General features: G+C 70.2%; 20 protein-coding genes and 2 pseudogenes. 12 read left to right on the forward strand and 10 right to left on the reverse strand.

The window, feature by feature from the left end; genetic code table 11:
• Positions 1–51 precede the first annotated feature (51 nt).
• The 9 genes from AB5J50_RS37045 (at position 52) to AB5J50_RS37085 (ending at position 9,043) form a co-directional block, all read left to right on the forward strand.
• The gene (locus AB5J50_RS37045; protein ID WP_369262918.1) at positions 52–798 is read left to right on the forward strand and encodes an ABC transporter ATP-binding protein; all 747 of its coding nucleotides are present in this window, start codon (positions 52–54) and stop codon (positions 796–798) included.
• A 2-nt stretch (positions 799–800) separates the two neighbouring features.
• Positions 801–1,814, forward strand: coding sequence for an ABC transporter permease (locus tag AB5J50_RS37050; RefSeq protein WP_369265612.1), 1,014 nt, complete (start codon positions 801–803; stop codon positions 1,812–1,814).
• Positions 1,815–1,869: 55 nt separating this feature from the next.
• Positions 1,870–3,042: a hypothetical protein gene (locus AB5J50_RS37055; protein ID WP_369262920.1), complete on the forward strand. Its 1,173-nt coding sequence runs from the start codon at positions 1,870–1,872 to the stop codon at positions 3,040–3,042.
• Positions 3,042–4,439 (forward strand): FAD-binding oxidoreductase, encoded by a 1,398-nt coding sequence (locus AB5J50_RS37060; RefSeq protein WP_369262921.1) that lies wholly within the window; start codon positions 3,042–3,044, stop codon positions 4,437–4,439. Before AB5J50_RS37055 ends, AB5J50_RS37060 begins: the two co-directional genes overlap by 1 nt.
• Before the next feature lie 2 nt (positions 4,440–4,441).
• Positions 4,442–5,215 (forward strand): creatininase family protein, encoded by a 774-nt coding sequence (locus AB5J50_RS37065; protein WP_369262923.1) that lies wholly within the window; start codon positions 4,442–4,444, stop codon positions 5,213–5,215.
• 76 nt (positions 5,216–5,291) lie between these two features.
• Positions 5,292–5,720 (forward strand): cupin domain-containing protein, encoded by a 429-nt coding sequence (locus AB5J50_RS37070; protein ID WP_369262924.1) that lies wholly within the window; start codon positions 5,292–5,294, stop codon positions 5,718–5,720.
• The gene (locus AB5J50_RS37075) at positions 5,717–7,240 is read left to right on the forward strand and encodes an amidase (RefSeq protein WP_369262926.1); all 1,524 of its coding nucleotides are present in this window, start codon (positions 5,717–5,719) and stop codon (positions 7,238–7,240) included. Before AB5J50_RS37070 ends, AB5J50_RS37075 begins: the two co-directional genes overlap by 4 nt.
• Positions 7,233–7,985, forward strand: a complete 753-nt coding sequence (locus tag AB5J50_RS37080) for a cysteine hydrolase family protein (protein WP_369262928.1) — start codon at positions 7,233–7,235, stop codon at positions 7,983–7,985. The genes AB5J50_RS37075 and AB5J50_RS37080 overlap by 8 nt, the downstream gene beginning before the upstream one ends.
• Positions 7,982–9,043, forward strand: coding sequence for an acetamidase/formamidase family protein (locus AB5J50_RS37085; protein WP_369262930.1), 1,062 nt, complete (start codon positions 7,982–7,984; stop codon positions 9,041–9,043). Before AB5J50_RS37080 ends, AB5J50_RS37085 begins: the two co-directional genes overlap by 4 nt.
• Here the strand turns inward: AB5J50_RS37085 and AB5J50_RS37090 are convergent.
• Positions 8,947–9,507 (reverse strand): AzlC family ABC transporter permease, encoded by a 561-nt coding sequence (locus AB5J50_RS37090; RefSeq protein WP_369262931.1) that lies wholly within the window; start codon positions 9,505–9,507, stop codon positions 8,947–8,949. The genes AB5J50_RS37085 and AB5J50_RS37090 overlap by 97 nt on opposite strands.
• Positions 9,508–9,586: 79 nt before the next feature.
• On the opposite strand from AB5J50_RS37090, the gene AB5J50_RS37095 reads away from it, so the two are divergent.
• Complete coding sequence (locus tag AB5J50_RS37095) at positions 9,587–10,024, forward strand: Lrp/AsnC family transcriptional regulator (protein WP_369262933.1); 438 nt, start codon at positions 9,587–9,589, stop codon at positions 10,022–10,024.
• 37 nt (positions 10,025–10,061) lie between these two features.
• Here the strand turns inward: AB5J50_RS37095 and AB5J50_RS37100 are convergent, their stop codons facing one another.
• The 3 genes and pseudogenes from AB5J50_RS37100 to AB5J50_RS37110 form a co-directional block, all read right to left on the reverse strand.
• Positions 10,062–11,042 carry an NADPH:quinone reductase gene (locus tag AB5J50_RS37100; RefSeq protein ID WP_369262935.1) on the reverse strand — a complete coding sequence of 327 codons (981 nt, stop codon included), beginning with the start codon at positions 11,040–11,042 and terminating at the stop codon, positions 10,062–10,064.
• Between the two features lie 139 nt (positions 11,043–11,181).
• A complete protein-coding gene (locus AB5J50_RS37105; RefSeq protein WP_369265613.1) occupies positions 11,182–11,634 on the reverse strand; it encodes a GbsR/MarR family transcriptional regulator in 453 nt (150 codons plus the stop codon).
• A gap of 105 nt (positions 11,635–11,739) precedes the next feature.
• Positions 11,740–12,036 (reverse strand): annotated as a pseudogene (locus AB5J50_RS37110) (helix-turn-helix domain-containing protein); the annotation flags it as partial.
• Between the two features lie 143 nt (positions 12,037–12,179).
• Here AB5J50_RS37110 and AB5J50_RS37115 point away from each other — a divergent pair.
• Positions 12,180–12,851 (forward strand): DUF4097 family beta strand repeat-containing protein, encoded by a 672-nt coding sequence (locus AB5J50_RS37115; RefSeq protein ID WP_369262937.1) that lies wholly within the window; start codon positions 12,180–12,182, stop codon positions 12,849–12,851.
• 82 nt (positions 12,852–12,933) lie between these two features.
• Positions 12,934–13,191: pseudogene (locus AB5J50_RS37120) on the forward strand (ABC transporter permease); the annotation flags it as partial.
• A 324-nt stretch (positions 13,192–13,515) separates the two neighbouring features.
• Here AB5J50_RS37120 and AB5J50_RS37125 read toward each other — a convergent pair.
• From AB5J50_RS37125 to AB5J50_RS37150, 6 genes are all read right to left on the reverse strand, one after another.
• Positions 13,516–13,710 (reverse strand): hypothetical protein, encoded by a 195-nt coding sequence (locus tag AB5J50_RS37125; protein ID WP_369262939.1) that lies wholly within the window; start codon positions 13,708–13,710, stop codon positions 13,516–13,518.
• Between the two features lie 97 nt (positions 13,711–13,807).
• Complete coding sequence (locus AB5J50_RS37130) at positions 13,808–15,976, reverse strand: DEAD/DEAH box helicase (protein WP_369262940.1); 2,169 nt, start codon at positions 15,974–15,976, stop codon at positions 13,808–13,810.
• Positions 15,976–17,301, reverse strand: coding sequence for a BREX system ATP-binding protein BrxD (brxD, locus tag AB5J50_RS37135; protein ID WP_369262941.1), 1,326 nt, complete (start codon positions 17,299–17,301; stop codon positions 15,976–15,978). Before brxD ends, AB5J50_RS37130 begins: the two co-directional genes overlap by 1 nt.
• A gap of 46 nt (positions 17,302–17,347) precedes the next feature.
• Complete coding sequence (locus AB5J50_RS37140) at positions 17,348–19,096, reverse strand: AIPR family protein (protein ID WP_369262943.1); 1,749 nt, start codon at positions 19,094–19,096, stop codon at positions 17,348–17,350.
• A gap of 42 nt (positions 19,097–19,138) precedes the next feature.
• Entirely contained in the window at positions 19,139–22,036 is a 2,898-nt protein-coding gene (gene pglZ, locus AB5J50_RS37145; RefSeq protein WP_369262945.1) for a BREX-2 system phosphatase PglZ, read from the reverse strand.
• On the reverse strand, positions 22,033–25,932 hold the full coding sequence (locus AB5J50_RS37150; RefSeq protein ID WP_369262947.1) for a DUF6079 family protein: 3,900 nt from the start codon (positions 25,930–25,932) through the stop codon (positions 22,033–22,035). Before AB5J50_RS37150 ends, pglZ begins: the two co-directional genes overlap by 4 nt.
• Positions 25,933–26,019: the final 87 nt, after the last annotated feature.

Raw genomic sequence — 26,019 nt, forward strand, 5'->3', positions numbered from 1 at the left:
TGATGCTACGAACATCAGTGAACGCTCCACGGCCCACAGGAAGGAGTCGATGTGACGACAGCGGTGCAGACGGCGCTGAGCTTCGTAGCCGTCGACAAGCGTTTCGACAGCGGAACCACGGCACTCTCGGGTGTGGATCTCCGCGTCGGGGCAGGGGAGTTCGTGGCGGTCGTAGGCCCCTCCGGATGCGGCAAGTCCACCCTGCTGCGGCTCGCCTCCGGTCTCGATGCCCCCAGCGCGGGCGAGATCAGCACCCCGGGCGGGGACATCGGTTACGTCTTCCAGGACGCCACCCTGCTGCCCTGGCGCAGCGTCCTCGCCAATGTGGCGCTGCCGGCCGAACTGGCCGGCCGTCCCAAGGCCGAACGGCACGAGCGTGCCATGGACGCCATCCGTCTCGTCGGCCTCGACGGCTTCGAGGAGCAGTTGCCGGGACAGCTCTCGGGCGGGATGCGGATGCGGGTCTCGCTGGCCCGCGCGCTGATGATGAGCCCCGCGCTCTTCCTCTTCGACGAACCCTTCGGCGCGCTGGACGAGATGACCCGGCTTCGTATGCAGGAGGAGCTCCAGCGGATCTTCACCGAGACGGGATTCGCGGGTCTCTTCATCACGCACTCGGTGACCGAGGCGGTCTTCCTGGCCAACCGGGTCGTGGTGATGTCGGCCCGGCCTGGACGCATCACCGCCGCATTCGAGGTCCCGTTCGCCCACCCCAGGCCCGCATCGCTCCGTTACGAACCGGAGTTCGCCGCGATCGCGGGCGCGGTCTCCGGGGCCCTGCGAGGAGACGCCCAGTGACCATGAACACCCCGGCTGCCCCGCCCGCCGACGCGCCGACCGCCCACGCAACCACTGCCGCCTCGGTCACAGTCGGCCCGAGCGGCCAACCGTCTGCCGCTTCCGAACCGGCCGTCACCGACTCGAGCGCTGCCGCTCCGGCCCACGAGGCGAAGACCCCCGCGCACCAGTCCGCTGCTGCCGCCGGCGCCACGATCGAGACTTTCCCGGCCGCCGAGGCGTCCGTCCGCACACGCCGGGGCCCCGTCGCCCTGCTCGCCCCCATCGGCTCGCTCGCCGTCGCCATCGGCCTCTGGTACGCGGTGAGTTACCTGCTCCTCGCCCCGGCCCGCCGCTTCCTCGTGCCGCCCCCGCATCAGGTCCTCCAGGTCGCCGTCCTCGACTGGACCCACCTGCAGCCCATGCTCCAGGCCCTCGCCCTCACCGCGCAGGTCGCTCTCGCCGGGCTCGCCATCGCCGCCGCCCTCGGCATCACCGGGGCCGTCGTGATGAGCCGCGCCCGCTGGCTGGAGCGCTCCCTCTATCCGTACGCCGTCATCCTGCAGACCGTCCCGATCCTCGCCATCGTCCCCCTCATCGGCCTCTGGTTCGGCTTCGGCTTCACCAGCCGGGTCATCGTCTGCGTCCTCATCGCCCTCTTCCCGATGATCGCGAACACCCTCTTCGGACTGCAGTCCGTGGACCGCGCACACCACGACCTCTTCACCCTCCAGAAGGCGAGCCGCTGGGCCCGCCTGCGCAAGCTGGAACTGCCCGCAGCGCTCCCCGCCATCTTCACCGGACTGCGTACCTCCTCCGGGCTCTCCGTCATCGGCGCGATCGTCGGCGACATGTTCTTCAAGCAGGGCGCGCCCGGTATCGGCACCCTCCTCGACGTCTACCGCTCACGGCTCCAGTCCGAGGACCTCTTCGCCGCGATCATCCTCGCCTCCCTCTTCGGGGTCGCCGTCTTCGCGCTCTTCACGTTCCTGTCCCGCCTCGCCGTCGGTTCCTGGCACGCGTCCGGCCGCAGCTGAGCCGGCCCCACCCCCCTCTCCACTTCCTCGTCAGAGCCCCTTCCGGGAGACAGCCATGCCAATTTCCGTCAGAAGAAGCCTTGTTGCGGGACTGAGCGCCTCGCTCCTTCTCGCCGTCACCGGCTGCGGCGCCGGCGCCACCACCACCGCCGCCGGTTCGTCCGCCGACCTCAAGCCCGCCCCCGCTGCCCAGCGCCTCGACAAGGTCTGTCCCGCCACCGTCGTCGTCCAGGCCGACTGGGAGCCCGAGGCCGAACACGGTCCGATCTACAACCTCGTCGGCCCCGGCTACTCCGTCGACACCGACAAGAAGCGGGTCACCGGCCCCCTCGTCATCGGCGGCAAGGACACCGGCGTCAAGATCCAGGTACGGGCGGGCGGTTCGGCCGTCGGGTTCCAGAGCCCCGCCTCGGAGATGTACATCGACCAGTCCATCACCCTCGGCATGGTCACCACCGACAGCGCCATCCAGACAGCGGGCAAGCGGCCCGTCACCGCGGTCGCCGCGCTGATGAAGAAGAGTCCGCAGGTCCTGATGTGGGACCCCAAGACCCACCCGGGCTGGAAGACCGTCGCCGACATCGGCAAGAGCGGCGCCAAGGTCGTGTACCGCGACGGCGAGGTCTTCGCCCCGATGCTGGTGGCGAAGGGACTCATCAAGAAGAGCCAGCTGGACGGGAGTTACGACAGCTCACCGTCCCGTTTCGTCGCCGACCCCTCCATCGCGCAGCAGGGCTTCGCGACCGCGGAACCGTACATCTATGAGCACGAGGTCGCCGCCTGGAAGAAGCCGGTCAAGTTCCAGCTGCTGTCCGATGTCGGCTACACCGTCTACCCGGAGGCACTCTCCGTCCGCACCGGTGCGCTGAAGAAGCTCAGCCCCTGCCTGAAGAAGCTGGTCCCCGTCATCCAGCAGTCGGCCGCCGACTTCGCCGCCGCACCGGACACCGCGGTCACGCTCATCGACGACATCGTCAAGCAGTACGGCACGAGCTGGGTCTACTCCAAGGGCACCGGCCAGTACGCCGCCAAGGAGATGGTCAAGCTCGGCATCCTCGGCAACGAGGCCGACGGATCGATCGCGAGCTTCGACAAGAAGCGGGTGACCGACTCCCTGAAGACCTTCGGGCCGATCCTCGCCAAGAGCGGCGTCAAGATCCCGGCCGGGCTGAGCGCCGACGACCTGGCGACCAACGCATTCATCGACACCAAGATCGGAATGAAGTGATGGCCGTCGACCCCAAGGGCACGACCCTGTCCGCCGCCGAACTGCGCCGGATGACCGAACTGGTCGCGGACGACGCGATGATGGGCGCGGGCCCAGGTGCCACGCACCGCACCCCCGGCATCGACGAATTCTGTACGGAGGCTGCCGCACTGCTGGGCGAGGATGCCGTCGTACGTGAGGACTCCGCCCTCGACAAGGCGTCCCGCGACTGGGCGCACATGTCGCCGATCCTCGCCGCCAAGCTCCCCGCCGGTCGCGCCGAGGTGGTGCTGCGCCCGTCATCGTACGAGCAGGTCCAGCCCCTCGTCGCCCTCGCCCACCGCCTGCGCATCCCGCTCACCCCGCGCGGCAAGGGCACCGGCAACTACGGCCAGGCGATCCCGCTGCACGGCGGCGCCGTCCTCGACCTCACCGGATGCGGACGCATCCTGGGCGCGGGCGACGGGTGGATCAGGGCCGAGGCGGGCGTGAAGATGTCCGACCTGGAGGCGCATGCGCGCACGCTGGGCCAGGAGCTGTGGATGTTCCCCTCCACCTTCGGGACCTCGCTCGGCGGCTTCCTCTCCGGTGGGAACGGCGGCACGGGTTCGCTTGCCAACGGCACCAACGGGGACGGTTTTGTACGGGAGTTGACCGTCGTCCCGTGCACGGCGGAGGCCGAGCCCTTCACCGTACGCGGCGAGGAAGCACTCCCGTACATCCACGCCTACGGCACCACCGGCATCACCACGACCGCGACCGTCGCACTTCAGCCGGCCCGCGTCTGGACCGGCCTTTTCACCTCCTTCGACACGTGGACCTCCGCCACCGCCGCACTCGGCGACCTCGTACGTTTGGAGCCCGCCCCGCGCCTGGTCTCCCTCGACGAGCCCGGCCTCGTCGAGACCTTCGAGGCCGACCCGGCCCTCGACCCGGCCGCGCTCAGCGTCCGCGCGATCATCGAGGAGCGGGCCGGGGACGACGCTCGGGCGATCATCGAGAAGCACGGCGGCCAGGTGACGGAGGTACGTCCCGCGCCGCGCGGTCCTGCCCTCATCTCCTCGCTCTCCTTCAACCACCCCACGTACCACCTGATGAAGGCCGAGGACGGCTACTTCCACCTGGAGATCGGCGGCGACGTACTGCTCGGCGACCCGGCGGCGGTCAAGGCCGTCTTCCCCGGGACGGTGCTGCACCTGGAGGGGATGCGCTCGGGGACCGTCGGCATGCTGATGGCGCACTACCGGGACGAGGCCACCGTGTACGAGGGGATCGCCGCCCTGGAGGCACTGGGTGTCCGCGTCCATGACGTCCACAACTGGTACGTCGACCGGCGCCTCGACCTCGTCCGCGCCACCGCCCGCACCGCCGACCCGCTGGGGCTGCTCAACCCCGGCCACCTCCTGGGAGCGCACTGACCATGGCCTTCACCCGCTTCACCGACCTCAGCGGACCGTCGGTCACCGACCTGTCCGCCGACACCGTGGCCGTCCTTCCCGTCGGCGCGATCGAACAGCACGGGCCCCATCTTCCCGTCGCCACCGACTACTTCATGGCCACGGCGATAGCGGAGGGCGCCGCCCTGGCCGCATCCGACAGCTGCGACATCACGCTGCTGCCGGGCCTCGCGTACGCCAAGTCCGACGAACACGCCTGGTCGCCCGGGACGCTGTGGCTCAGCGCCTCGACGCTCTTCGCGGTACTGGACGACCTGGGACGCTCGCTCGCCAAAGGGCCCGTGCGGCGGCTCGCGTTCCTCAACGCGCACGGCGGCAACAGTGCGCTGCTGGGCGTCGCTCTACGTGAACTCCGCACCAAATACGGTCTGTTCACCTTCCTTCTGCACGCCGCGCTGCCAGCGGATCAGGGCGGCGCGTCCCCGTCCGGCGAGCTGGGTCTGGGGGTGCACGGCGGGCTGAACGAGACCGCGGCGATGCTCCACCTCCACCCGGAGACGGTGGACATGTCGCTGGCCGAGCGGAGTGTCCCCGAGCACCTGACCGCCTACGAGCACATCGGCTTCGGCAAGTCCGTCTCCTTCGGCTGGACGAGCGACGACTTCGGTACGGGCAACGGCGTCATCGGCGACCCCACCGGAGCCACCCCCGAACTCGGCCGCAAGCTCGTCGACACCGCCATCGCCGGCAACGCGGCCGCCCTGCGCGAATGCGCCCGCTTCCTGCCTTCCGTCTGACAGCCTTCACTGTCCGTCGGACCGTCACCCGTCCGACCGCCACCTGCCCGACCGCCTGACGTCGAGGACACCCGCCATGGCCATCCCCCCGCTCCACAAGCCGCTCAGCGAGATCACCGCCCACCACATCACCGCGGGCGACACGGTCAAGCTCGCCGTCCTCACCGGACCGGCCGACGGCTCACCGACCACCGTCGTCTTCGAGGTGTGGGAGCCGGGCGGCGCCCAGCCGCTCAACTGGCACCCCGAGTCCGTGGAGACCTTCGTGGTGCTCGCGGGCGAGGGCCGCGCGGTCAGCGACGAGCACGAACGCGACCTCGCACCGGGTGATGTACTCGTCCTGCCCCTCGGCTCCAAGCATCGGATCACCAACACCTCGGCCACCGAGCGGCTCTACACCCTCACGATCATGTCCCCCGACGAGGGCTTCGCCGACCTGATCCAGCGTGGCCCCTGCGTGGCGCTCGACGACGCGGACCTGGCCGTCCTCGGAGCCGCCCGATGAGCGAACTCCTCGACGCCTTCTGGTCGTACGAACAGGCCCTCGGCGCCAATGACCTGGCGGGCCTCGACCACTGGTTCCTGGACGCCCCGGACACGGTGCGCGCCGAGGGTTCCATGGTGCTGAGCGGGCATGCGGCCATCTCGGACTTCCGCCGCGGCCGCAGCGGGGGAGCGCCGGCCCGTACGGTCGAGCGCGTCCATGAGGTGCGGATCGCCGAGGACGTCGCCGTACTGACCGCTGAAACGCTGCGGTACGACGGGGGGCGCGGCATTCAGACTCAGGTGTGGCGGCTGACGGGGGAGGGCTGGCGGATCGCGGCCGCGCACGTCAGCGCGGTGCCGGATCCGGTGGCGGACGAGGCTCCGGACCCCGCGGTGTGGCGGGTCGTGGGCGAGCCGCTGGTCGCCGGGGCGGGGGAGGGGCCGCTCACCGGCGTACGTACGGCCGTCAAGGACCTCTTCGCCGTTGCCGGACAGCGGATCGGCGGTGGCAACCCGCAGTGGCTGGCCGAAGCGCCGGTGGAGCCCCAACATGCCGACGCTGTAAGGGAATTGCTCGGCGCCGGCGCGCATGTCACCGGAATCGCCCAGACCGACGAACTCGCCTTCAGCCTTGCTGGGACCAACATCCACTACGGCACCCCCGTCAACCCCGCAGCGCCCGGCCGGATCACCGGCGGCTCCAGCAGCGGACCGGCGGCGGCGGTCGCCCGCGGTTGGGTGGACCTGGGGCTGGCCACGGACACCGCGGGCTCGATCCGGGTCCCCGCCTCCTACTGCGGCCTCTACGGCTGGCGCCCCACCCACGGCGCCGTCCCCACCGGCGGCCTGCTCCCGCTGGCCCCGTCCTTCGACACGGCGGGACTGCTTGCCCGGGACCCGGACCTGCTGCGTACAGCGGCGAAGGTGCTCCTGCCCCGGGACGGCGAAGCCCGGGTGACCACTCTCCTGGTCGACGACGCCCTCACCGCGCTCGCCGAACCCGAGGTCCAGGCTTCCTTCGAGGCGGCATGCCGGGCTCTCTCCCTCCGTACCGGCCTGGAGCTCGTACGGACCGACACCGGCACGGCCCCACACCTGGAGGAGTGGCTGCCCGCCTTCCGTACCGTCCAGGCGGCCGAGGCGTGGGCCGCGCACGGGGAGTGGATCGAAAAGCACCCAGGCGCGCTGGGGGCCGACATCGAGGCCCGGTTCGCCGGGGGGAGCCAGGTCACCGAGGACGAAGTGCGGGACGCCACCTCCGGGCTCCTGTCCGCCCGTTCGGTGATCGCCGAAGCCCTCCCGCCCGGCACCGCGCTCCTGCTCCCCGCCACGAGCAGCCCGGCCCCCCACGCCGATGCGACACCGGCCGAGGTCGAGACCGTACGAGCCGCGACCCTCCGCCTCACCTGCCTTGCCTCGCTCGCCGGGCTGCCCGCCGTCACCATGCCCCGGCTGCGGGTCCGCGACCTTCCGGTCGGCCTCTGCGCGATCGGCGCACCGGGCACGGACCACGCTCTCCTGGAGTTGACCCATGCATGAAATCGGCCCCAACTCCCGCAACTCCTGGAGCGCGGACGCCACACAGGTCGACCTTCGCCGCCCGCAGCGCCCGGCCCGCCCCGTGACCGTGGAGGCTCAGCCCCAAATCCTGACGCTCGACCTGGCCTCAACGGCCATCGTGGTCATCGACATGCAGAACGACTTCTGCTCGCCCGACGGCTGGCTGGCCTCGATCGGCGTGGACGTGTCCCCGGCCCGCACCCCCATCCCCGTACTCCAGCGGCTCCTCCCCGCCCTCCGGGCGGCCGACGTCCCCGTCGTCTGGCTCAACTGGGGCAACCGCCCCGACCGGGCGAACCTCCCGCCCGGCGTCCTCCACGTCTACGACCAGGATGGAGCCGGAGGCGGCCTCGGCTCCCAACTGCCCACCGGGGCAAGGGTCCTGGAACGCGACAGCGCGTCCGCCGAGATCACCGCACCCCTCTTCGCGGCACCCGGCGACCTGCACATCGCCAAGTACCGCATGAGCGGCTTCCAGGACACCGAACTCGACAGCGTCCTGCGCAATCTCCGCGCCGACACGCTCCTGTTCGCCGGAGTCAACGCCGACCAGTGCGTCCTCGCCACCCTCATGGACGCAGCGAGCCTCGGCTACGACGTGCTGATGCTGGAGGACGCGGTGGCCACCACCTCACCCGCGTACTGCATGGACGCCACCGTCTACAACGTCCGCCAGTGCTTCGGCTTCACCCTCACCGCCGCCGACCTCCGGGAAGCGCTGTGACCCTCCTCCAGCCCCACCGGGGCCCCGTCGACGGCGACCACTACCTGCCCGCAGACCCAGCCGCAGTCCACTGGGGTCTGCTCCCCAACGCCCTCTCCAAGCCGGCCCTTTCGCTCCCCTCCGGCGCGATCGTCAGCCTCGACACCATCAGCCACGAGGGCATCCTCGCCGACCAGGGCCGAGACCCGGCCGCCTTCTTCGCCGCGGCCGGCATCCACGGCATCCTCCACGACACGGCCGAACTCGCCGCTTCCACCCGCCTTCACGACCCCGCCGCCCACGGCCCGCACGTGGTCACAGGACCCGTCCACATCCAGGGGGCCGAGCCCGGCGACGTACTCGAAGTGGAAGTCCTCCGCCTGCGCCGCCGCGCCCCCTATGGCGTGATCAGCAACCGCCACGGCAAGGGCGCGCTCCCCGGCGAATACCCCCAGGCCCCCGGCCCCGACCCGGTCAGCCTGGTCGCCACCGTCGACGACGACGGCCGCGGCCGCCTCCCGGTGGGCGACGGCCGGGACATCCGCTTCCCCCTGCGCCCCTTCCTCGGCATCATGGGCACCGCCCCAGCCACCGAAGCCCCGGTCCACTCGGTGCCTCCCGGCCCGCACGGAGGCAATCTCGACGTACGCCACCTCGGCGTCGGCGCCCGCCTCTTCCTCCCCGTTGCCGTCGAGGGTGCCCTCTTCTACGCCGGCGACCCGCACTTCTCCCAGGGCGACGGCGAAGTGGCTCTCACCGCCTTCGAAGCCCCTCTGCGCGCGACCCTCCGCCTCACCGTCCACCGCGACCCCGCCCTCCGCCGACTCGCATCCCGCCTGCGCGCCCCCTTCGCCGAGACCGACACCGAACACATCGTCATGGGCCTGGACATCGACCTCGACGAGGCGATGCGCCATGCCGTACGCGACGCCCTCACCCTCCTCGACGAGCGCTTCTCCGTCCCCGGCCCGGTTGCCCTCGCCTACCTCAGTGCGGCCGCCGACTTCCAGGTCTCCCAAGTGGTCGACATCGTCAAGGGCGTCCACTGCCGCATTTCCAAGGCCGACCTGACCTTCTGACGCCACACTGCTCGCGCTCTGCCAGGGGGAGCGAGCCTGGATCTCAGGTTTCGATTGCAGGCGACGTCACGCCGGTGGGCTGGCGGATCGAGCGGGAACTCGTCTGAACCCTCGTCGTGCCGGTGCTTGACCAGGTGGAGGGGGAAGGAGAAGGCGTAGAAGACGTGCCGGAAGTTGACCACGAGGACAGTCAGCGCGACCGCGGCCAGCGGCGTGACGGTGGCCATCATGCCCACCAGCAGCAGTTCCAGGGATCCTGCGAACGCGGCCAGGGACAGGGCGGGAGCGAGCCACCAGGGCAGGCCGGCCTGGATGATCAGCAGGCCGAGGGCGATGCCCAGAGGGAAGATCCCGAGGCCGGCGGAGGAGGAGTCGCGGACTCCGTCGGCGATCTGGCGGCGCCGAGTGGACGGGGCCGGAGCGGGTTCCGGCGCCGCTGTGCCGGTGAGAACGTCTTGCTGCATCTGTCCATCGTCTCGGAAAACCCTCGACATGTGGTTGCGAAGATTGCTCACTGGACGGTCCCGAGTGCAATCTTCTGCTGTGGATGCGATTGATCTGGCAATCATTGCCGAGTTGGAGCGGGACGGGCGGCTGACCAACGTCGAGCTGGCGCAGCGGGTCGGGCTCACGACCGGGCCGTGCCTGCGGCGCGTGCAGCGACTGGAGACCGACGGCGTCATCCGCGGCTACCGGGCCGTCATCGACCCCGTCGCCGTGGGCCGTTCCTTCGAGGTGCTCATCGACCTCAGCCTCGAAGCGCAGGACGCGGAGACGGTCGAGCGCTTCGAGCAGACCCTGGCGCAGGCCGAGGAGATCATCGAGCTGAGAAGGCTCTTCGGCAGCCCGGACTACTTCGTGCGCGTGGCGGTCGCCGACCTGCCCGCCTACGAGACGTTCCTCAGCCGGCACGTCATGACCATCCCGCGGATCAAGAACGTCACCTCGCACTTCACGATGAAGGTGGTGAAGGCGGCCTGACGCCGGGCTGTCCGGCAGCGCGGTTACGGTGGACCGGTCAGTGGGGGACGGTGACCAGCACCCGGCCCCGGCCGCCCGCGTCGACGCGGTCGTGGGCCTGGGCGATGTCCTCCAGCGGGTAGCGGTCGCCGACGTCGACGGTGAGCGCGCCGACGGCTGCCGCGGCGGTGAGGTCGCGGGTGGCCTGGCGTTTGGCGTCGGCGGGGAAGTCGTCGCTGCCGAGCAGGCGCAGGGTGACGTTGTTGAACAGCAGCGGCCAGAAGGGGATTTCGGTGCGGTCGGCGCGGGTGGCGTAGGCGGCGATGACGCCGTCGACCGCGAGGACCGCGGTGTCCAGGTCGGCGTTGTCGGACAGGGCCACCTCGATGACGCGGTGGACGCCGTCGGGCGCGTGGGCGCGGATCTCCTTCGCCGGGTCGCCCTGGTCGAGGGCGACGGCGTGGGACACGACGGCGGGATCGACGCGTTCCAAGTCCTTGCCGTGCCGCACGGTGGCGATCACCGTCGCCCCGCCCCAGCGGGCGAGCTGTGCGGCCAGCGAGCCGACACCGCCGAGGACGCCGTGGACTAGCACGAGTTTTCCGTCGACCGGGCCGTCGGCGAATACGGTGCGGTGGGCGGTGATCCCGGGGATGCCCAGGCTCGCGCCGAGTTCGTCGCTGAGGTGGTCGGGCAGGCGAACGGCCAGGTCCTCGGGTACGACGGTGTACTGGGCCGCGGTGCCGAAGGGCCGGTAGGACTGGGCGCCGTAGACCCACACCCGCTGCCCGACCCGGCGTGCGTCGGCTCCTTCCCCGACGGCGTCGATGACACCGGCGGCATCGCTGTGCGGGATCACCCGGGGGTAGGGCATCGAGGAGCCGAGCCAGCCGCGCCGCTTCTTGGTGTCGCCGGGGTTCACCCCCGACACGGTGACGCGGACGCGGACCTCGCCCGGGCCGGGCTGGGGGTCGGGGAGTTCGCCGACCTGGAGCACGTCGGTTGCGGGGCCTTGTTCGTCGTACCAGGACGCAAGCATGCGGGACCTCCGTCGCCTCTCGGCTCGCGGGTTCTTCGAGCGTAGGGGGATCGTTCTCGGTGTGCGCGGCGCCGGGCGCGGATGCGTCCTCGCCGAGGGCCTCGCGGAGCCAGGGGCGTTCGGCGCGGCTGGAAGGTCTTCAGCGATCTGGACTTGGCTCGGCAGTGTCGCCCGAGGTCGTTTCGGGTTTCGTGTGGAGGACTTCGCGGGCCTGCTCCGCGGCGCGGGTGATGCTCTCGGTGACGAAGTCGAGGAAGCGGGCGATGTTCTCGAGGCGGACGGCGGCCGGGGTGCCGGGGCCGAGGATGCCGACGCCCTGCCGTGCGGTCTCGACGAGCTGGGCGGTGGAGCGGGCGCTGGCCATCATCGACTGGTACCAGACGTCCTCGTCGGCGAAGTAGCGCTCGCGGCGCTGCTCGTCGCGTTCCCGGCGGACGAGGCCCTGACTCTCGAGGAACGCGATCGCTTTGGAGATGGACGCCGGGCTGACCTGGAGGCGCTGGACGAGTTCGGACGCGGTGAGGCTGCCGGCGTCGGTGGTGTAGAGGCAGGCCAGGACCCTGGACATCATCTTGGGCGCGCCTGATTGCATGAGGACGGTGGTGAACGTCTCCTCGTACTCGCGCACGGCCTCGGCATCGCGTCCGTGGGGCAGCGGGGGCGCCTCTTCCGGCCCTCGGGGTGTGGTCTGCCTGCGCCGGTGGGCGCGGTGTTCGGTGGCGCGGTGGGCCAGGTCGGCCCGGTAGGCGGTGGGGCCGCCGTTGCGCATCACCTCGCGCGTGATCGTCGAGGTCGGACGGTCGAGGCGTCTGGCGATCTCCGCGTAGGCGAGGTCGTCGGCCAGTCCCAGCGCGATCTGCTGACGTTCCTGCTGGGTGAGCCTGCCTCCCGGCATCGCGGTCTCCTTCATGGTCCGTGGTGCCTCCAGCATAGCGTTCGCTCCCATTTCATTGCAACGAATGGAGTGGGGTTGTTGCATTAGATTCAAGCTCATTGCAACGATTGCGCGGCTGTCACCTGCGATGATGAGAATTGTGTGCAACGACTTTGTTGCCAGATCTATGAACGCAACGTAGCTTTTCCATCATCAGAAACAGCGGGCCGAAAGAGCGCGCGCTGCAGAAGAAGGAGAGCACGATGCAGAAGTTCGACACCCCCGCCCCGGTCTCCGCCGTCCTCGACATCCCCGCGGGACGCATCCGGTTCATCGCCGCCGACCGGGCCGACACCACGGTCGAGATCCTGCCCGCGGACGCCTCGAAGGGCCGCGACGTGAAGGCGGCGGAGCAGATCGAGGTCGTCTACGGCGACGGCGTCCTGCGGATCGAGGCCCCGGCGGCGAAGAACCGGATCCTCGGCTCTTCCGGATCCATCGAGGTGACCGTCCAGCTGCCCGCCGGCTCCCGCGTCGAGGCGAAGGCTGCCAGCGCCGAGTTCCGTGGTGTCGGACGGCTCGGCGACGTCACCTTCGAGAGCGCGCAGGGCACGGTCAAGCTCGACGAGGCCGCGAGCGCCCGCCTCACCCTCCAGGCCGGCGACATCTCGGTCGGCCGCCTGGGCGGCTCCGCGGAGATCAGCACCCAGAAGGGCGACCTCCACATCACCGAGGCCGTGCGCGGCACGGTCACGCTGCGCACCGAGCACGGCGAGATCTCGGTCGGCGCCGCCCGCGGAGTCTCCGCCTCCCTGGACGCCGGCACCGGCTACGGCCGGATCCACAACGCGCTCAAGAACGCCGACGACGGCGCCGCCGGCCTGAACATCCACGCGACCACCGCCTACGGCGACATCACCGCCCGCAGCCTGTGAGCAAGGAGAAACACCCCTCATGACCAACCTGGCCATCGCGGCGAACGGGCTGCGCAAGTCCTACGGCGAGAAGCCTCATGGCGGCACCGCGGTCTCCGTCTCCAACGACATGACCGAGGGCATCGTCGCCCGCTTCCGCACGATGGCGATCCACCGCGGCTCCGTGCTGATCGGACACGTCATCGGCAGCGTGCTGCAGTCGGTCATCAGCGTGGTCCTCGTCGGCGCCGTCGCCGTGGCCATCGGCATCCGCTCCACCGATGCCACCGTCCTGGAGTGGCTCGCGGCGTTCGGACTGCTTGTGCTCTTCGCCGTGGCGCTCACCTGGATCGCCGTCGGCCCGGTAGGCGGCGGGGCCGCCGACCGTGTGTGCGAGGAGGACCTCATCCCGGCGCCTGATCCACTCGGTGATCGGTGATCGGTGATCGGTGATCGGTGTGCTGCGGCCGGGCCGCCTACGTGGTGAGGGCCGATTCCGGGCTGCCGTTGCGTCCGGGCGGCAGGGGCGGGGTGACGGGGGGTGGCTGCAACTGCGGCTGAGGGGACAGGCGGTGGCTGGGCGTGCTGCTGCGCCGACCGGCTGCTCGCCATCTGCACGTCCCGGTCGGCATCCGTCGGCGTGCACGGCGTCCCCCCACCGTTGCCGCGGGGCAGACGGCACGGTTCAGCGGACGACCGTCACCGGCGGTGACGTCCAGGTCTCCGGCGGGGCCGCGTGGTCGTGGTCCCCGCCCGCGTTGTCGAGGACGAGACGCAGGGTGTACGTCCCGGCCGGGGCGGGTGCCCCGTCGACCAGGTCGCGTCCCGGCCGTGGAACTCCATCCCGGTGCCCGCGAGGGCGGCGAAAATCGGACGTCACGCGCAGGTGCCGCTCACATCGTCGATGACCGTGGGTGCGGCCAGGAATGCGAGGCGTACCTCGTCAAGGGTGAGGCAGGGGCAGGTCGAGAGCTCGCTCAGGTCGCCGACTCGATGGAGAGGCGCTTCGGATCCGACAGAACGGCGCGTGCACCGTCGAAGTCGGCGAGTCTTGCTGACAGCGTGGCTACGGCAAGTCGCTGGGGGAGCGCTACCGAGAACTTCAGTCCGCGCACAGCTCGCGGGTCGACATCGGGAAGTACGAGTGCCGGTCCGACCTGGGCGGCCTCAAGCGCGGCGTGCCACATGTCCTGAGTCAGATCCTCCCGTAGACGCAGATAGCAGTCCGTCGGGCGTTGTACCGGGTCGGCGATCGACGATAGCGTCGCGCCCAGTGTCGCATTGGCACGATATCCCGCCCACGTCCACCAGCGGACGTCGTTGGCCCGCCGGGCCACCAAGGTCCCGCCGGGGTGGACCAGGTGCGGTGCCTCCTCGTCACGCCATTCTCGGAGGCAGACGTCGGCTCGCCGAGTGAGTGACACAGGCGGGTCGGCGCCCAGGAGGACCTCCCGCATCGCACGGGTCAGCGCGTACGACAGTCCGACGAGTGTTCCCCCGGACCATTTGGCGACCCCGCCGCTGTCGACCGGCTCGACGAAGACCCTCTTGCGCCCCCAGTCGATGAACGTCACCTGCCAGCTACGACCGGCCAGCAACAGGCGTCGTGGGCCCGGGCGTTCCTCGGTGAGTACGGACGGGTCCATCCGGCCGATCTCGGTGCGCCCGGACAGGACGGTGAACTGCGGCGGTGCGGTGAACGACGCGGTCAGCTCGATGAAGTGCCGTCGCCCGAAGCGGTGTTCGGCCTCAGGGCCGATGAACAGCATGCCTCCGTCGGTGTCCAGGAAGCCCTGGTCGGTCAGATGGCGCAGGATCGGAGCGGCTGAACGGTCGAAAGGCGCCAGGCCGTTCCACTGCTCGGGCCACATCTGGTCGCCCAATTTATGTTCCTGGAGCGTGGCGGCGAGCAGCTGCTGCGCGACCAGGTGGCGCGGCTCGGGCGGTGGGACGACCGGTTCGACCCAGCCGCGACCCCACAGGACCAGCAACCCTGCAGCCTGCAGCAGGGCGTCCTTGTGCGTGGCCAGGAACAGGCAGTTGCGGGTACTTCCCGCCCGCCGCCCCGTGCGCCCGACCCGCTGGAGGAAGGAAGCGACGGTGCCGGGCGAATCGATCTGGATGACCCGGTCCAGGTCGCCGACGTCGATGCCCAGTTCCAGGGTGGAGGTGGCGACGATGACGCAGTCGCGTGCCTCGGCGAACGCCTGCTCGGATCGGGCCCGCTCGTCGGCGGACAGCGAAGCGTGCGACAGGAACACGGTTACTTCGCGTGCACGCAGGGCCGCCCCCAGCTCCTCGACCTGTCGCCGCGAGTCGCAGAACACCAGTCGCTTCTCGCCCTTGTGCAGGGCTGCGATGACCTTGGCGGCGTTGGACAGAGAGCCCACGTAGTCGAGTTCGATCTCCCCGGGCGGTGGCCCGGTCACGCCGCCCGCGGGCACCTGGCCGGAGGAGGGACCCGAGGGGTCGGTGAGTCCCGGGGCGACGACCTGGCCTGGACGCCGGCCTGCGCCCGACCCCTGGAGCCAGGCGAGCAGCTGCTGCGGATTGCCGACCGTGGCGGACAGCCCGATGCGCTGAATGGGGCGCCCGGTAACCCGCTGCAGACGTTCGAGCACCGCCAGGAGATGCCAGCCCCGGTCGTCACCGGCGAAAGCGTGCACTTCGTCGACGACGACGGCCCGGATCCCTCCCAACAGGTGTGCGTGGTCCGTCTTCACGCCGATCAGCATGGCTTCGAGCGACTCGGGCGTCGTCAGGAGGATGTCGGGTCTGTCGGTACGGATGCGCCGACGCTGCGACTCCTTCGTGTCCCCGTGCCACAGAGCCGCGCTGCGTCCGAGCCACTGCGCGTATCCGTCGATACGGGTCACCAGGTTGTTGAGGAGCGCCTTGAGCGGGCAGAGGTAGAGGACCGAGGTGCCGGTCCAGCCCTGGGCGGACATGGCCGAGAGGACCGGCAGGCAGGCCGCCTCGGTCTTGCCGCCGGCGGTGGGGGCGAGCAGCACGGTGTCCTCGCCGTCCATCACCGGGTCGATCGCGGCCCGTTGCAGCGGCCGTAGGTCCGGCCAGCCGAGCGTGTTCACCACGTGGTGGACGATGACAGGGTCGAGCCGGTCGACGGGGTCCGTAGCCGACGTCATCACAGCTCCAGATCGATGTCGTCGGCCGACGACGATTTGGACAAGTTGCGTTCGACGTCGGTGAGTTCACTGCTGTCCACGGTCAGCCGATAGTGCTGCCGGGGGTCGAAGTCCGTGAACTGGTCGATACGGTCCAGGACATCACCGACGAGTTTCTTGAGAAAGAGCCGAGGTGCGACGCCGACCTTGCCGCCGAGGGCTCCTCCCACTGCACGGGCGAGATCGGCGACGTAGGCGTCGTCGGCCAGTGCTTTGATCCGGTCGGGTGAGTCTGCCCCGGAGGCGTAGAGATCGCGGATGGTCACCCCGAGGCCGGTCAGTGACTCCAGGGTGAAACCGGACAGGCGCAGCTGGACCGCCCGCGGATTGTCGAAGCGCGGATCGGTCGTGAAGTCCGTGGCGAGCCGCTGGGCGAGTGGCGGGAGCCGCTGCACGCCCTGCTGGCCGTCGTAGAACGCGGGTGTGCCGGTGATGACCAGATAGAGGCCAGGGAACCGTCCGGAGTGGACCTCGTCGATCAGCTGCCGTAGGGCGTTGAGTGCCTTGTCGCGGGCGTCCGACCGCACCCTCTGCAGGGTCTCCACCTCGTCCAGGACGACGAACAGCCCCCGATGGCCGGAGTCCCGCAGGACGGTGAGCAGTCCCTGCAGGAACCCCAGGGCGCCGAAGTGGTCCAGGTCGCCGCGTACCCCAGCGGACCGGCGGGCCGCCGCTGCCACATGGGGCTGGCCGCCGAGCCAGGAGAGGACGGCCGCCGCTGTGGCCTCATCGCCGTCGGTGAGCGCTGACCGGTATCCGCGCAGCGCGGCCGCGAAGGACGGGGCGTGCCGTGACACCTCGGTCAGCCGGGCGGCGAGCAGTTCCTCCACCGCGCCGCTCAGGTCGTCCTCATCCGCCCCTGCGGCGAGGGCGTCCTCCTCCAGGGCGTAGAACCAGGCGTCCACCACCGGCCGCAGCGCGCTCGGCGGGAAGCTGGGGGTGGACAGCCGCTCGGTGAGGCGACGGTAGACGGTCTCCAGCTTGTGCAGCGGTGTCTCCGTCTCAGAGATCTGGATCTCGGCGACGGCGAAGTTGCGCTGCTTGGCGCGTTCCCCGAGCCAGCGCGTGAAGAACGTCTTGCCGGACCCGTACTCACCTCGTACGGCCTTGAAGACCGAGGCACCGGAGGCGACCGCGTCGAGTTCCGCGTCGAGCGCGGACTCGAAACGGTCCAGCCCGGTGGCGAGGAGATCCAAGCCGCTCTCGGGCACGGCACCGCGCCGGAGCGCGTCGATGGCGGTGCGCCGCCGGGCGGCGGAGACGGGAGAGGGGCGAGGATCGATCACCGGCCCATTCTCCCATCCGCGACGGAGCGCGTACCGTGCCCCGAAGTCACCGGCGGCGGAGGCTCCCGTAGCCGAGGTTGCTCGTCAGATAGCCGACGAACTCGCTGCTCTTCGCGGTCTTGTCCGGTCCCGACCGGTTCTGCCTCTGGAATGCCTCGAACTGCTCCTGGAGTGATCCCCACAGCTCCTCTAGGCGCACCGTGCGCGGGAAGACGTCCTCGCGGGCGGCGTTGTTCAGGGTTTCCGGCTTGCTGAACACGCGACCCATGAGGTCCACGGCGCCGAGCATGGCCAGGTGGAAGTGAAGGTTCGTGTGCTGTGCCTTGGAGGTGGGATCCGACATCGACTGCAGGAACTCGTCCACCTGACGTTGTGCCTTGGCCAGCCACAGATAGACGGGGAGTTCCGTCTTGGCCGAGAACACGCGCCGGTAGTCCGCGTCGGATTTCAGCAGGCTCGACGGGCGGGCGCGGGCGTAATCGGGCTGGCCCAGGGCCATGGCCATCACGGACTGCGCCAGCAGCGGGATGCTGACGATGCGGTCGGCCGACTTTCCCTGGTTGCGGTAGAAGTTCTTGCGCCGGTCGTAGAACCAGTCGTGTTCGAGGAAGTACGACTCGATCTGCCGCTGGATGTCGTCGGTGGCCCGGAGTGAGGCGACCGGCACGCTTGTCTGCCGGTTGGTAGCACGAATGACGGAGTCACGGGCTGCCTGGTCCACGGTGACGAGGATGCGCACCTGTACCAGCCTGTCGAAGACCGGGTCGGCGGGGTCGGTCACGTAGAGCTCGTGCAATGTCTCGTGGAGTGTGTACGAGGTTTGCAGACCGTTGACGATCTGTACGTCGGAGAGGCTCAGTCGTTTCCCGATCGCGGTGGCCTGCGAGCACACGATGGTGATTCCGTTGTTGAGCCACCAGAACTCGGGTGCTTCAGGGTTTTGGAGCGAGGCCGTTATCTCCCGGTTGACCTCGACATTGCCCTGGTAGTCGCGGACGTTCCAGTCGAAGATGTGGGACTTGATCGCTCCGGTCTCGTCGCTGAGGAAGTCGATGTACTCGCCCAGGCCGACGAGCGCGACATGGCTCGTGCCGTGGGTGATGCTCTCCCGGTAGGGGAGCTCGAGGGTGTACGACGGGAGGGTGCTGGCACGCTTCCAGAGCTCCGCGGGGCCCAGGAACTCGACCTCGCCGGTGGAGATGGCGAAGGCGTTGGAGAACTGTGCTTCAAGGATCTTGGCTTTGGCCTGGACCTTGGGATGCACCTCGCTCGCCTCGCCGCGCGTCACGTACGAGAACTTGATCAGCACGGTCGGGTGACGGCTGAGGAGCCGGGTCAACGCCGTTCTGAAGAGTCTGAAGCGGGCGAGCAGGTCCTCGGTGTACAGCACCCCCACGACGGTCTCGTCGACCTCCATGTCCAGGAGGTTCGCGCACGTGGACGCCACCTTGTCCAGGGCCACCTCGGAGAATCCGGGGCTGGTCTTGGCCTGGACGAGCCAGAGCGTCAGCTGGGTTCCGTTCTCCACGTTCGAGACGGCGGAGGACTGCTGGAAGATCTCGCTGTCCTCGTGCAGGAGCCGGCCACCGAGGAAGACGTACGCGCCGTCGATACCGCCGTCGTTCGCGCCCCCGATCACACCGGCTTCGACTTCCTCCTCCGAGAGACCGAAGCCATGCAAGGCGTGTTCGCTCGCGAACCTTTCGAAGGCCGCGTCGAACGAAAGGGGCACGGCGCGGGCGTTCCGCCGGTCTTCGATCATCTGGTTGATCAGCACACGGTCGTTGGCGCTCATGGCTCCCGGCTCATCGGTGGAGGAACACGGCGGATGGAACCGTCAGCCTAGGTCGAACTGCATGCGGAGCAAGGGGAGATCGAGACGAACGGTCCGTCCGTCCGGCAGTGTTTCCAGAACCTGCACCCCGTCGTAGTTGAGCAACTGGCGCAGGATCGCGGCGAATCCGTCCGCCCGTGTCACCGGGTAGGACACGCGCTGCGCCAGCGCGGACACCGGCAGCGTGCCCCCGGCGTCGAGCAGGGCCCGGATCGCCCCTTCCACCTTGTCCATGGGCGGCTTGCGCGCGAGCAGGCCGATCTGGCCCTGGAAAGCCTCCGAGGCGAAGAGGGCCGAGACGAGGGCGTCGTCGGGACCGACGACGGTGGCGGTCACCAGCGTCTCCTCGCCGTCGGACGCCGGAACCACCGCGACGTCGAACAACGAGTCGTGGGTAAGGGCCAGTTGGGCCTGGACCTTCGACGGCTTCTGCCGCGCCTGCCGTTTCGCGCTGGCCGCCGGGGCGGGTGAGGTGGTTGCGGGGCGCGGCGCGGGCTCCTCCAGCAGCCACCAGGTCGGCCGCGGATCCCCCAACTCCCGCCAGGCCGGGGGAGGGGACGCCTCGAACCGCAGGAAAGCCAGCACCGGGATGGTGAACTCGGCGAGGGATGCGCCGCCGTGGTATCCCGCCTTGCGGGCCGTGTACCGCGAGTCGGCGTCCCACAGGGCGACGATCGACCCTCCGGGATCCGGTGCGACGACCCGGGAGCCCTGAAGGGCGATCTCCGCCGGGCCCACCTGTCCGCCAGGCGGCCGATGGCGTGCGGACAGCGGCGAGCCGGTGTCCACCTTCGCACCGTGCCGGTCGACGACATGCCCGTGGTCGCTGGTGATCACCACCGCCATGCCCTCCGTGGCGGCGACCCGCAGCAGGTCCGGCAGGCCGGGGATGTGCTCGGTCTGCCAGGCTCCGTCGCCCAGTTTCTGTTCCTTGGCGAGCCGGTCGTCGATCGAGTTGAGGACGACCGCCACGTGGGTACGGCCGTCCGTGAGCGCTTGGGTGAGCTCGGGCCCGAATGTGTCTCCCGCGCTGTCGGCCCGCAGGTCGTCCTTGTGGAACACGGCCGCCGGTGCGCCGCCCCACAGGGGAAGGTTGGAGAACAGACGGGCCTCGTCGTTCTGCGACCCCTGCGTCAGCTTTCCGGCGAACAGGGAGGTGCGGGAGACGGACGTGAGGGTGGGGAGTGCCGCGGCCATGGCGCGGCGTCGCGGCGCGCCCTCGTCCACCGGGTCGAACTCGGCCCAGGAAGCGCGCAGTTCCTCGCCCAGCTCGGTTGCGATGGCCGTGCTCATCCCGTCCAGGACGATCAGCAGCACGCGTCGTTCGGCAGTTCCGCGAACGACCGGTTTCACCACGCGTTCGAGGAACGTCTCCACCGTCAGCATCCGGCCGGGCTCGGTGCCGGCCGCGGTCCAGGTCGCCAGCACGCGGGCGAATTCACGGTCGATCTCGTGTCGCCGTTCCCGTACGCGCGTGGCCAGCGCGTCGTAGGCGGCCCTCAGACGGTCGTCCGGGTCCCCGCCGGCCTCGATGTGCTCCAGGGCCCGGTCGACCCACCCGGTCTCGTCCATGTGACGCTGCAGGGCCGCGTCGACGTGGGGTGCCTCGACCGCCGGTTCGCCGGCCAGCCACTGGACGAGCCGCTGGCCCATGCGGGTCCGTTCGATCCGGGCCCGTAGCTCCGGTCCCTGTGCGCGCCGGTGCTCGATCAGCGAGCGGACAGCCGCATCGAGCCGTCCCGGCTCGCCGTCCGCCAGGGCCGTCCCGACGGCGGTGAACCTGGCGTCCATGCCGGCCGGCAGGAGCGGGCTGGTGCCGGCGGCGGCTTCCGCGCCGAACTGGCGGACCAGTCCCGAAGCACGCTCCAGCACCGTGTCGCTGGTCCGGCGGGCCTCACGGGCTTCCTCCGAGCCCGCGCCGCCTTCCCTGGAAGCTCCGGCGAGCAGCGTGCCGACGTATTCCTCCGAGGCCCGACCGAAGGCGGCCGCCATGGCGTCGAGCTGTTCGCCCTGTGCCGGGGGACGCTCTCCGAACCACCGCTCCGCGCGACCGCGAGCCGTGTAGGTGGAAGCGTCCGGTTCGGCATGGCACCACAGGGCGGCGCACACGAGCCCGAAGGCCACCGCGTCTGGCCCGTGTTCGGCCTCGACCAGGGCCAGGAGGGCGCGGCCGGCGAGTCCGGCCTGGTCCTCCTCGCCGAGGAACTGCGCAAGGCCCGCACGCTCGGGGCCACGAAGCGCCAGCAGCCGCTCAGGGCGGCCGGGCATCAAGGACCAGCTCAACAGGGCGTGGGTGTCGAGCCGGTCGGCGGAGGTGGTGTGGTCCGCACGGGTCTCCTCGTCCTCGTAGCGGCCCATGCGCAGGCGGCGCAGCGCGAGCGCGGACAGGGCGGTGCCCCGCGACAGCATGCCGCCTCCCAGCCGGGGCCAGCCGCCCCTCGGCGGCGCCGCGTCAAGGAGGGCTTCCGCGGCCCACTTGTCGTCCCTGAGCCGCTGGTCGACCTGATGCGCTCCGAACGCGTCCCGCACCACGTCCCAGCTGTCCACCGTGTCGACGCGGGCCTTGTGGGCGCGGGCCAGGATGGCGGGGTCGAGTTCGTTCTGCTCGCGGTCGGTCAGGACGACGAGCAGGGCGGGCCCGGTCGCCGTGTCCGACAGGTGGCCGAGCAGCAGCTCGTGCACGGCCAGCGGGGAGGGTGCCGCCGCGATGCGGGCGGACTGTCCGTCGCCCCAGACGTGTTCGGTGGGACCGTCCCACTGCGGTGTGGAGCGCAGCAGAACGGCCCGCCGCCGGTCACGGCCTGCGAGGGTGTCGGCGAGTGAGGTCTGGGCGGACAGGTACTGGGTGATCGTGGCGAGGTTCAGTCGCACCGTCACCGCGCTGGTCGTCGTCGTGCTCATCCTTCGACGACCCGCCAGGTGATTTCGACCGTGGCACCGGGTTCGCGCGCTGCCAGCTCCGCGATCTCCGCCTGGAGTTCGGCCACTGCTCGGGCCGCCGTGGTACGACTGCTGCCGGAGTGCTTGACCCGCCCGGGGACGGACGGCCCGGACGAGCCTGTGCCGGGTTCCTGCGCGGGGACCGGCGGGTGACTCGTCGGGGTGTCGAGAGGTACGTCTCCGGGGCGCGGGGCCGGTGGCGCGGGCGGCGGTGTCGTCGTCGCGCGGTTGCGCTTCACCAGCGCCAGCACCTCGTGCTGCGTCCGGGTCAGAGCCGCCTTCAGGTCATTGGTCCGCTGGTCGCTCTGGGCGGCGTTGCGCAGGGACTCCAGCAGCGCCTCTCCCTCTGGGCCCTCCGAAGAGGCCAGGTCGAGGGTGGTCCAGGACGCCGAGTCCAGCGCCTGCGCCACCGCACGGGCCTGCTTGACCGAGGTCCCGAACCGGTCCGCGCCGACATCGCCGAAGTCGAAGGCGGCCAGGGCTTCGACGGTCTTCCGGGCTCCTGCGGCTCCCTGACCGGCCGACCGCGTGAGCTCCTGGAGGAGTTCGACGGCCCGCCGCGCGAGGGCGAGGCGTCCGCTCTCGACGGTTTCGTCGAGCTGCAGGAAGCCGGCATGCCGCTCCAGCTGGGTCACCAGCTCACGGGCCGCCTCCTGGTGGGCACCCGCCTGCTGGGCGATCTGCCGGGCGAGCTGGTTGACCATGCGGCCACGCCGCAGCGTGGGGGCAGGCTCGCCGAAGACCGCCGTGAACCGCTCGCGGGCGGCCGTCCAGTCCTCCTCGGAGGGCAGCGGCTGACTGCGGAGCGCGTCGCGGTCCTTGATCTCGTTCAGTGCGGGTGCCGGGTCGAGCGTCGTGCCCTCGCGCACCCACACCCGGTCGTCCATCTCGGCGAACGAGGCCACGACGAGCCGGGCGAGGAAGCCCGGCAGGCCGCGCGGCGTCGGCCGGTCCGTCCAGTCGGTGAGGGTGATCAGGCTGAGGTCGCCGGTCACCCCCTGCTCGCGGGCGAGCTGCCGGAAGTGGTCCGCCCAATAATGCGACAGCTCGAAGTACGCCTCTTTCTGCTGCCCCAGCCGCAGAGGGGCGGCCACCCGGCGCATCAGGTTCCGGTCGGCTGCGGGGACTTCGGCGCGTCCGTCGCGGGCCTCGGCGGCGGCCCGTACGTGCGCGAACACCTTCTTGGCGTCGGCGGCCTTGACGACGGTGCCGTTGCTGTCGGGATCGAGGTTCGGATGGTCCGGGTACTGGCTCGCGAGCAGTTTGCCGGCGATGTGCCGGATGCCGTCCCGCAGCGACTGGCCGAAGGACAGGGTCAGGCCCTCGACCTCACGCAGCGACTCCAGGTGATCGCCGAAGCCGAGCTCCACGTCGGTGGCCTTCTTGTCCGCGAGGCCATACGCCTGCTTGAAGGCCGCCTTCACGTTCTTGAGCAGCGACTCCCGCTGGGTCTCCAGCAGTCCCTTGGCGCGGGCCCGGTTGTCCGCGCTCAGATGGCCCGCGTACTGGCCGTCGAACCGCTGGCTGTCGGACAGGGCCTTGTCGATGACGACGAGGCGGCGGAAGTCGGCGTACCGCTGGCTGGAGAGGTGAGTGGGCAGCCAGGCGACGCTCCGGGACGGCTCGCCCTGCCGCTCACGCAGCCGCTGCATGCGGTTGGCGTCCTCGCGCGGCCCCCACTCGCTCTCGTCGAAGGGGAGGTCGATCACGATCCGCCAGTGCCCGTCCTGCTGAGGCATCAGGTCGTGGTCCGGCAGCGCGTCCTCGTCGGCGACGTTGCCGAACACCACCTCGACACTGCGTTCCGTGCCCCGCCACGCGAAGTGCAGCTCGTTGATCAGGTGGTCCTGGTCGATGACGAGTTCCTCGACGAGGAGCCGCTTGGCGAGGGCCTCGCGGTTGCCAGGGTTGTCGTTGACGTTGGCGTTGGCGATCACCGAGTCGACGTCGACGCCGGACAGTTCGAGCCGGACACCGGGGTTGGTCTCGGTGCCGGTCTCCTTGATCTCGGGGAAGCGGCCCGCCCACTCGGCGATCTTGTTCTTCAGGATGCCGTACTCGCGGCCGGGGATCGGGGCGACCACAGAGCCGTAGTTGAGCGCGGACAGCCTGCGGATGGTCAGGTCGGACAGGGCCGGGACGCTCGGAGCGAGCGCCGACAGCAGCAGCGTGCCGACGATCCGGTTGTCGCCGGTGAACTGCTTGATCCGGGTGCGCAGGGCGGGGTCGGTGACGCTGTCGGGCCGGTGGGTGTACTGCTCGATGTCCTCCTCCGTCACGTTGTGCGTGAGCAGAAGGTACGGCCGCAGCTTCGTCCGGTACATCTTGTCGGCGGCCTCGAAGATCACCTTGAGGCTGTCGGTGAACGGCTTGTCGCCGCCCGCCGTGATCAGCGGGTACAGGTCGCCGACCGGGATCAGGTCGCCCAGTCGCAGCTCGGCCCGGTGGTCGGCGAGCAGCTGGCCCATCAGCTTCATGCCGGTGCGGTTGCGCTGGAGCGCGGACGACACGTGCACGAGGGTGTCCATGAACGCCGGCGAGAAGGGGTATGTCAGCCGGAAGCTCTCCTCGTCCGCGCCGACGCCGTCCGCCCCGCGGTCCGATCCCAGGAGGGTGTCCCACACCTCCTGGCGGATCCTGCGGGTCTTCTCGAACTCCGCGGTGACGAGCGCCGCGGCTTCGTCGTCCTTGGGCCTGAGCAGGCGGGCGTGCGCGACCTGGGGGAGGTTGCGGTCCTCCAGCGTGATCTTGTCGAACCGGCCCGAGGCCAGGCTGAGCGTGTCCTGGATGGACGCCTCGGCCGCACCCGACACCTCCTCGCCCACCAGCTCGCGCAGGTCGCGCTGACGGGCGATGAACGAGATCACCGGCACAGCGCGGCGGGCGTCGCCGCCCTCCACGAAGTTGGTGATCTTGCCGGCTTCCCGAGCCACGAACTTCTGGTCGTGGATGAGGGTGGCCAGCCACAGGATCAGCTCGTCCATGAAGAGGATCAGGCCGTCGTAGTTGAGCGCCTTGGCATGCTCGGCAATCACGGACAGACCGGCGTCGAGCGAGATGAACCCGTGCTCGTCCTCGGCGGCGTTCTTCGCGAAGCCGGGGAGCAGGTGCGTGCTCGCGTCCTGTACCAGCCGCGCCCTCAGCTCTGCGGGCGTCGACGGGCTGACCAGGTTGAGCGCCTGACCGCTCTCGTGGACCTCCTCGGCGGCGAGGGCGGTGTCGAGCAGCTGAGGCGTCCAGCCGAACGCCTCGCCCCACTCGTCCTCCTCGTCCGCCGTGCCGTCGCCGCCGTCTGCCGAGGTGAGGCCGCCGATGACAGCCTGGTCCCCCATGCGGGACCGCATCGCCTGGATGTCCTCGAACAGGGCGTCCGTCCGGTACACCTGCGGGGTCGGCGCCTCGGGGTGCAGCTTCTTGACATGACTGACGTACCCGCCGAGGACTCGCTGCTCCAGGGCCTTCGCCCCGAGCATGTGGTACGGCACGAGCAGGAACCGCTTGCCCTCCGCGCCGAGCCACTCGTGCTTGGTCAGAACCGGGTCCAGGTCCGTCCGCGCGCGGGCCGCCGGGGCCCCGCTGAGCAGGGCGTGCAGCACTGCCATGAAGTGCGACTTACCGGAACCGAACGAGCCGTGCAGGTAAGCGGCCTTCGACGTGTGCCCGTCGAGCGCCTTCCGGATCAGGCCGAGTGCCTCGTCGAAGTTCTCCAGCAGCCGTTCCGTGACCACGTAGTCCCGCAGCGCGCGCTCGGCACCTTCCGGGGTCGTTGCCTCCGAGAGCTGGAGGACGAAGTCCGAGGTGGAGATGGACTCCTTGATGTCGATGACATCGCGGAGCAGGGGCGGCTGCTGGGCCATGAACGATCACTCTCCGACGGGCGGCTGCGCGGGCTCATCCGATCGTATGGCGTACCACTGACAACAGATGACCACTTTTCGCACATG

The organism is Streptomyces sp. R35 (genome assembly GCF_041053035.1).
GTDB classification, from domain to species: Bacteria; Actinomycetota; Actinomycetes; order Streptomycetales; family Streptomycetaceae; genus Streptomyces; species Streptomyces lutosisoli.

What these genes read in the sequence shown, in the direction of transcription:
- AB5J50_RS37050 (WP_369265612.1), top strand. Translation starts at nt 801, where the DNA reads ATGAACACCCCGGCTGCCCCGCCCGCCGACGCGCCGACCGCCCACGCA.
- AB5J50_RS37055 (WP_369262920.1), top strand. Translation starts at nt 1,870, where the DNA reads ATGCCAATTTCCGTCAGAAGAAGCCTTGTTGCGGGACTGAGCGCCTCG.
- AB5J50_RS37060 (WP_369262921.1), top strand. Translation starts at nt 3,042, where the DNA reads ATGGCCGTCGACCCCAAGGGCACGACCCTGTCCGCCGCCGAACTGCGC.
- AB5J50_RS37065 (WP_369262923.1), top strand. Translation starts at nt 4,442, where the DNA reads ATGGCCTTCACCCGCTTCACCGACCTCAGCGGACCGTCGGTCACCGAC.
- AB5J50_RS37070 (WP_369262924.1), top strand. Translation starts at nt 5,292, where the DNA reads ATGGCCATCCCCCCGCTCCACAAGCCGCTCAGCGAGATCACCGCCCAC.
- AB5J50_RS37075 (WP_369262926.1), top strand. Translation starts at nt 5,717, where the DNA reads ATGAGCGAACTCCTCGACGCCTTCTGGTCGTACGAACAGGCCCTCGGC.
- AB5J50_RS37080 (WP_369262928.1), top strand. Translation starts at nt 7,233, where the DNA reads ATGCATGAAATCGGCCCCAACTCCCGCAACTCCTGGAGCGCGGACGCC.
- AB5J50_RS37090 (WP_369262931.1), bottom strand. Translation starts at nt 9,507, where the DNA reads ATGCAGCAAGACGTTCTCACCGGCACAGCGGCGCCGGAACCCGCTCCG.
- AB5J50_RS37100 (WP_369262935.1), bottom strand. Translation starts at nt 11,042, where the DNA reads ATGCTTGCGTCCTGGTACGACGAACAAGGCCCCGCAACCGACGTGCTC.
- AB5J50_RS37105 (WP_369265613.1), bottom strand. Translation starts at nt 11,634, where the DNA reads ATGCAATCAGGCGCGCCCAAGATGATGTCCAGGGTCCTGGCCTGCCTC.
- AB5J50_RS37115 (WP_369262937.1), top strand. Translation starts at nt 12,180, where the DNA reads ATGCAGAAGTTCGACACCCCCGCCCCGGTCTCCGCCGTCCTCGACATC.
- AB5J50_RS37130 (WP_369262940.1), bottom strand. Translation starts at nt 15,976, where the DNA reads ATGACGTCGGCTACGGACCCCGTCGACCGGCTCGACCCTGTCATCGTC.
- AB5J50_RS37140 (WP_369262943.1), bottom strand. Translation starts at nt 19,096, where the DNA reads ATGAGCGCCAACGACCGTGTGCTGATCAACCAGATGATCGAAGACCGG.
- pglZ (WP_369262945.1), bottom strand. Translation starts at nt 22,036, where the DNA reads ATGAGCACGACGACGACCAGCGCGGTGACGGTGCGACTGAACCTCGCC.
- AB5J50_RS37150 (WP_369262947.1), bottom strand. Translation starts at nt 25,932, where the DNA reads ATGGCCCAGCAGCCGCCCCTGCTCCGCGATGTCATCGACATCAAGGAG.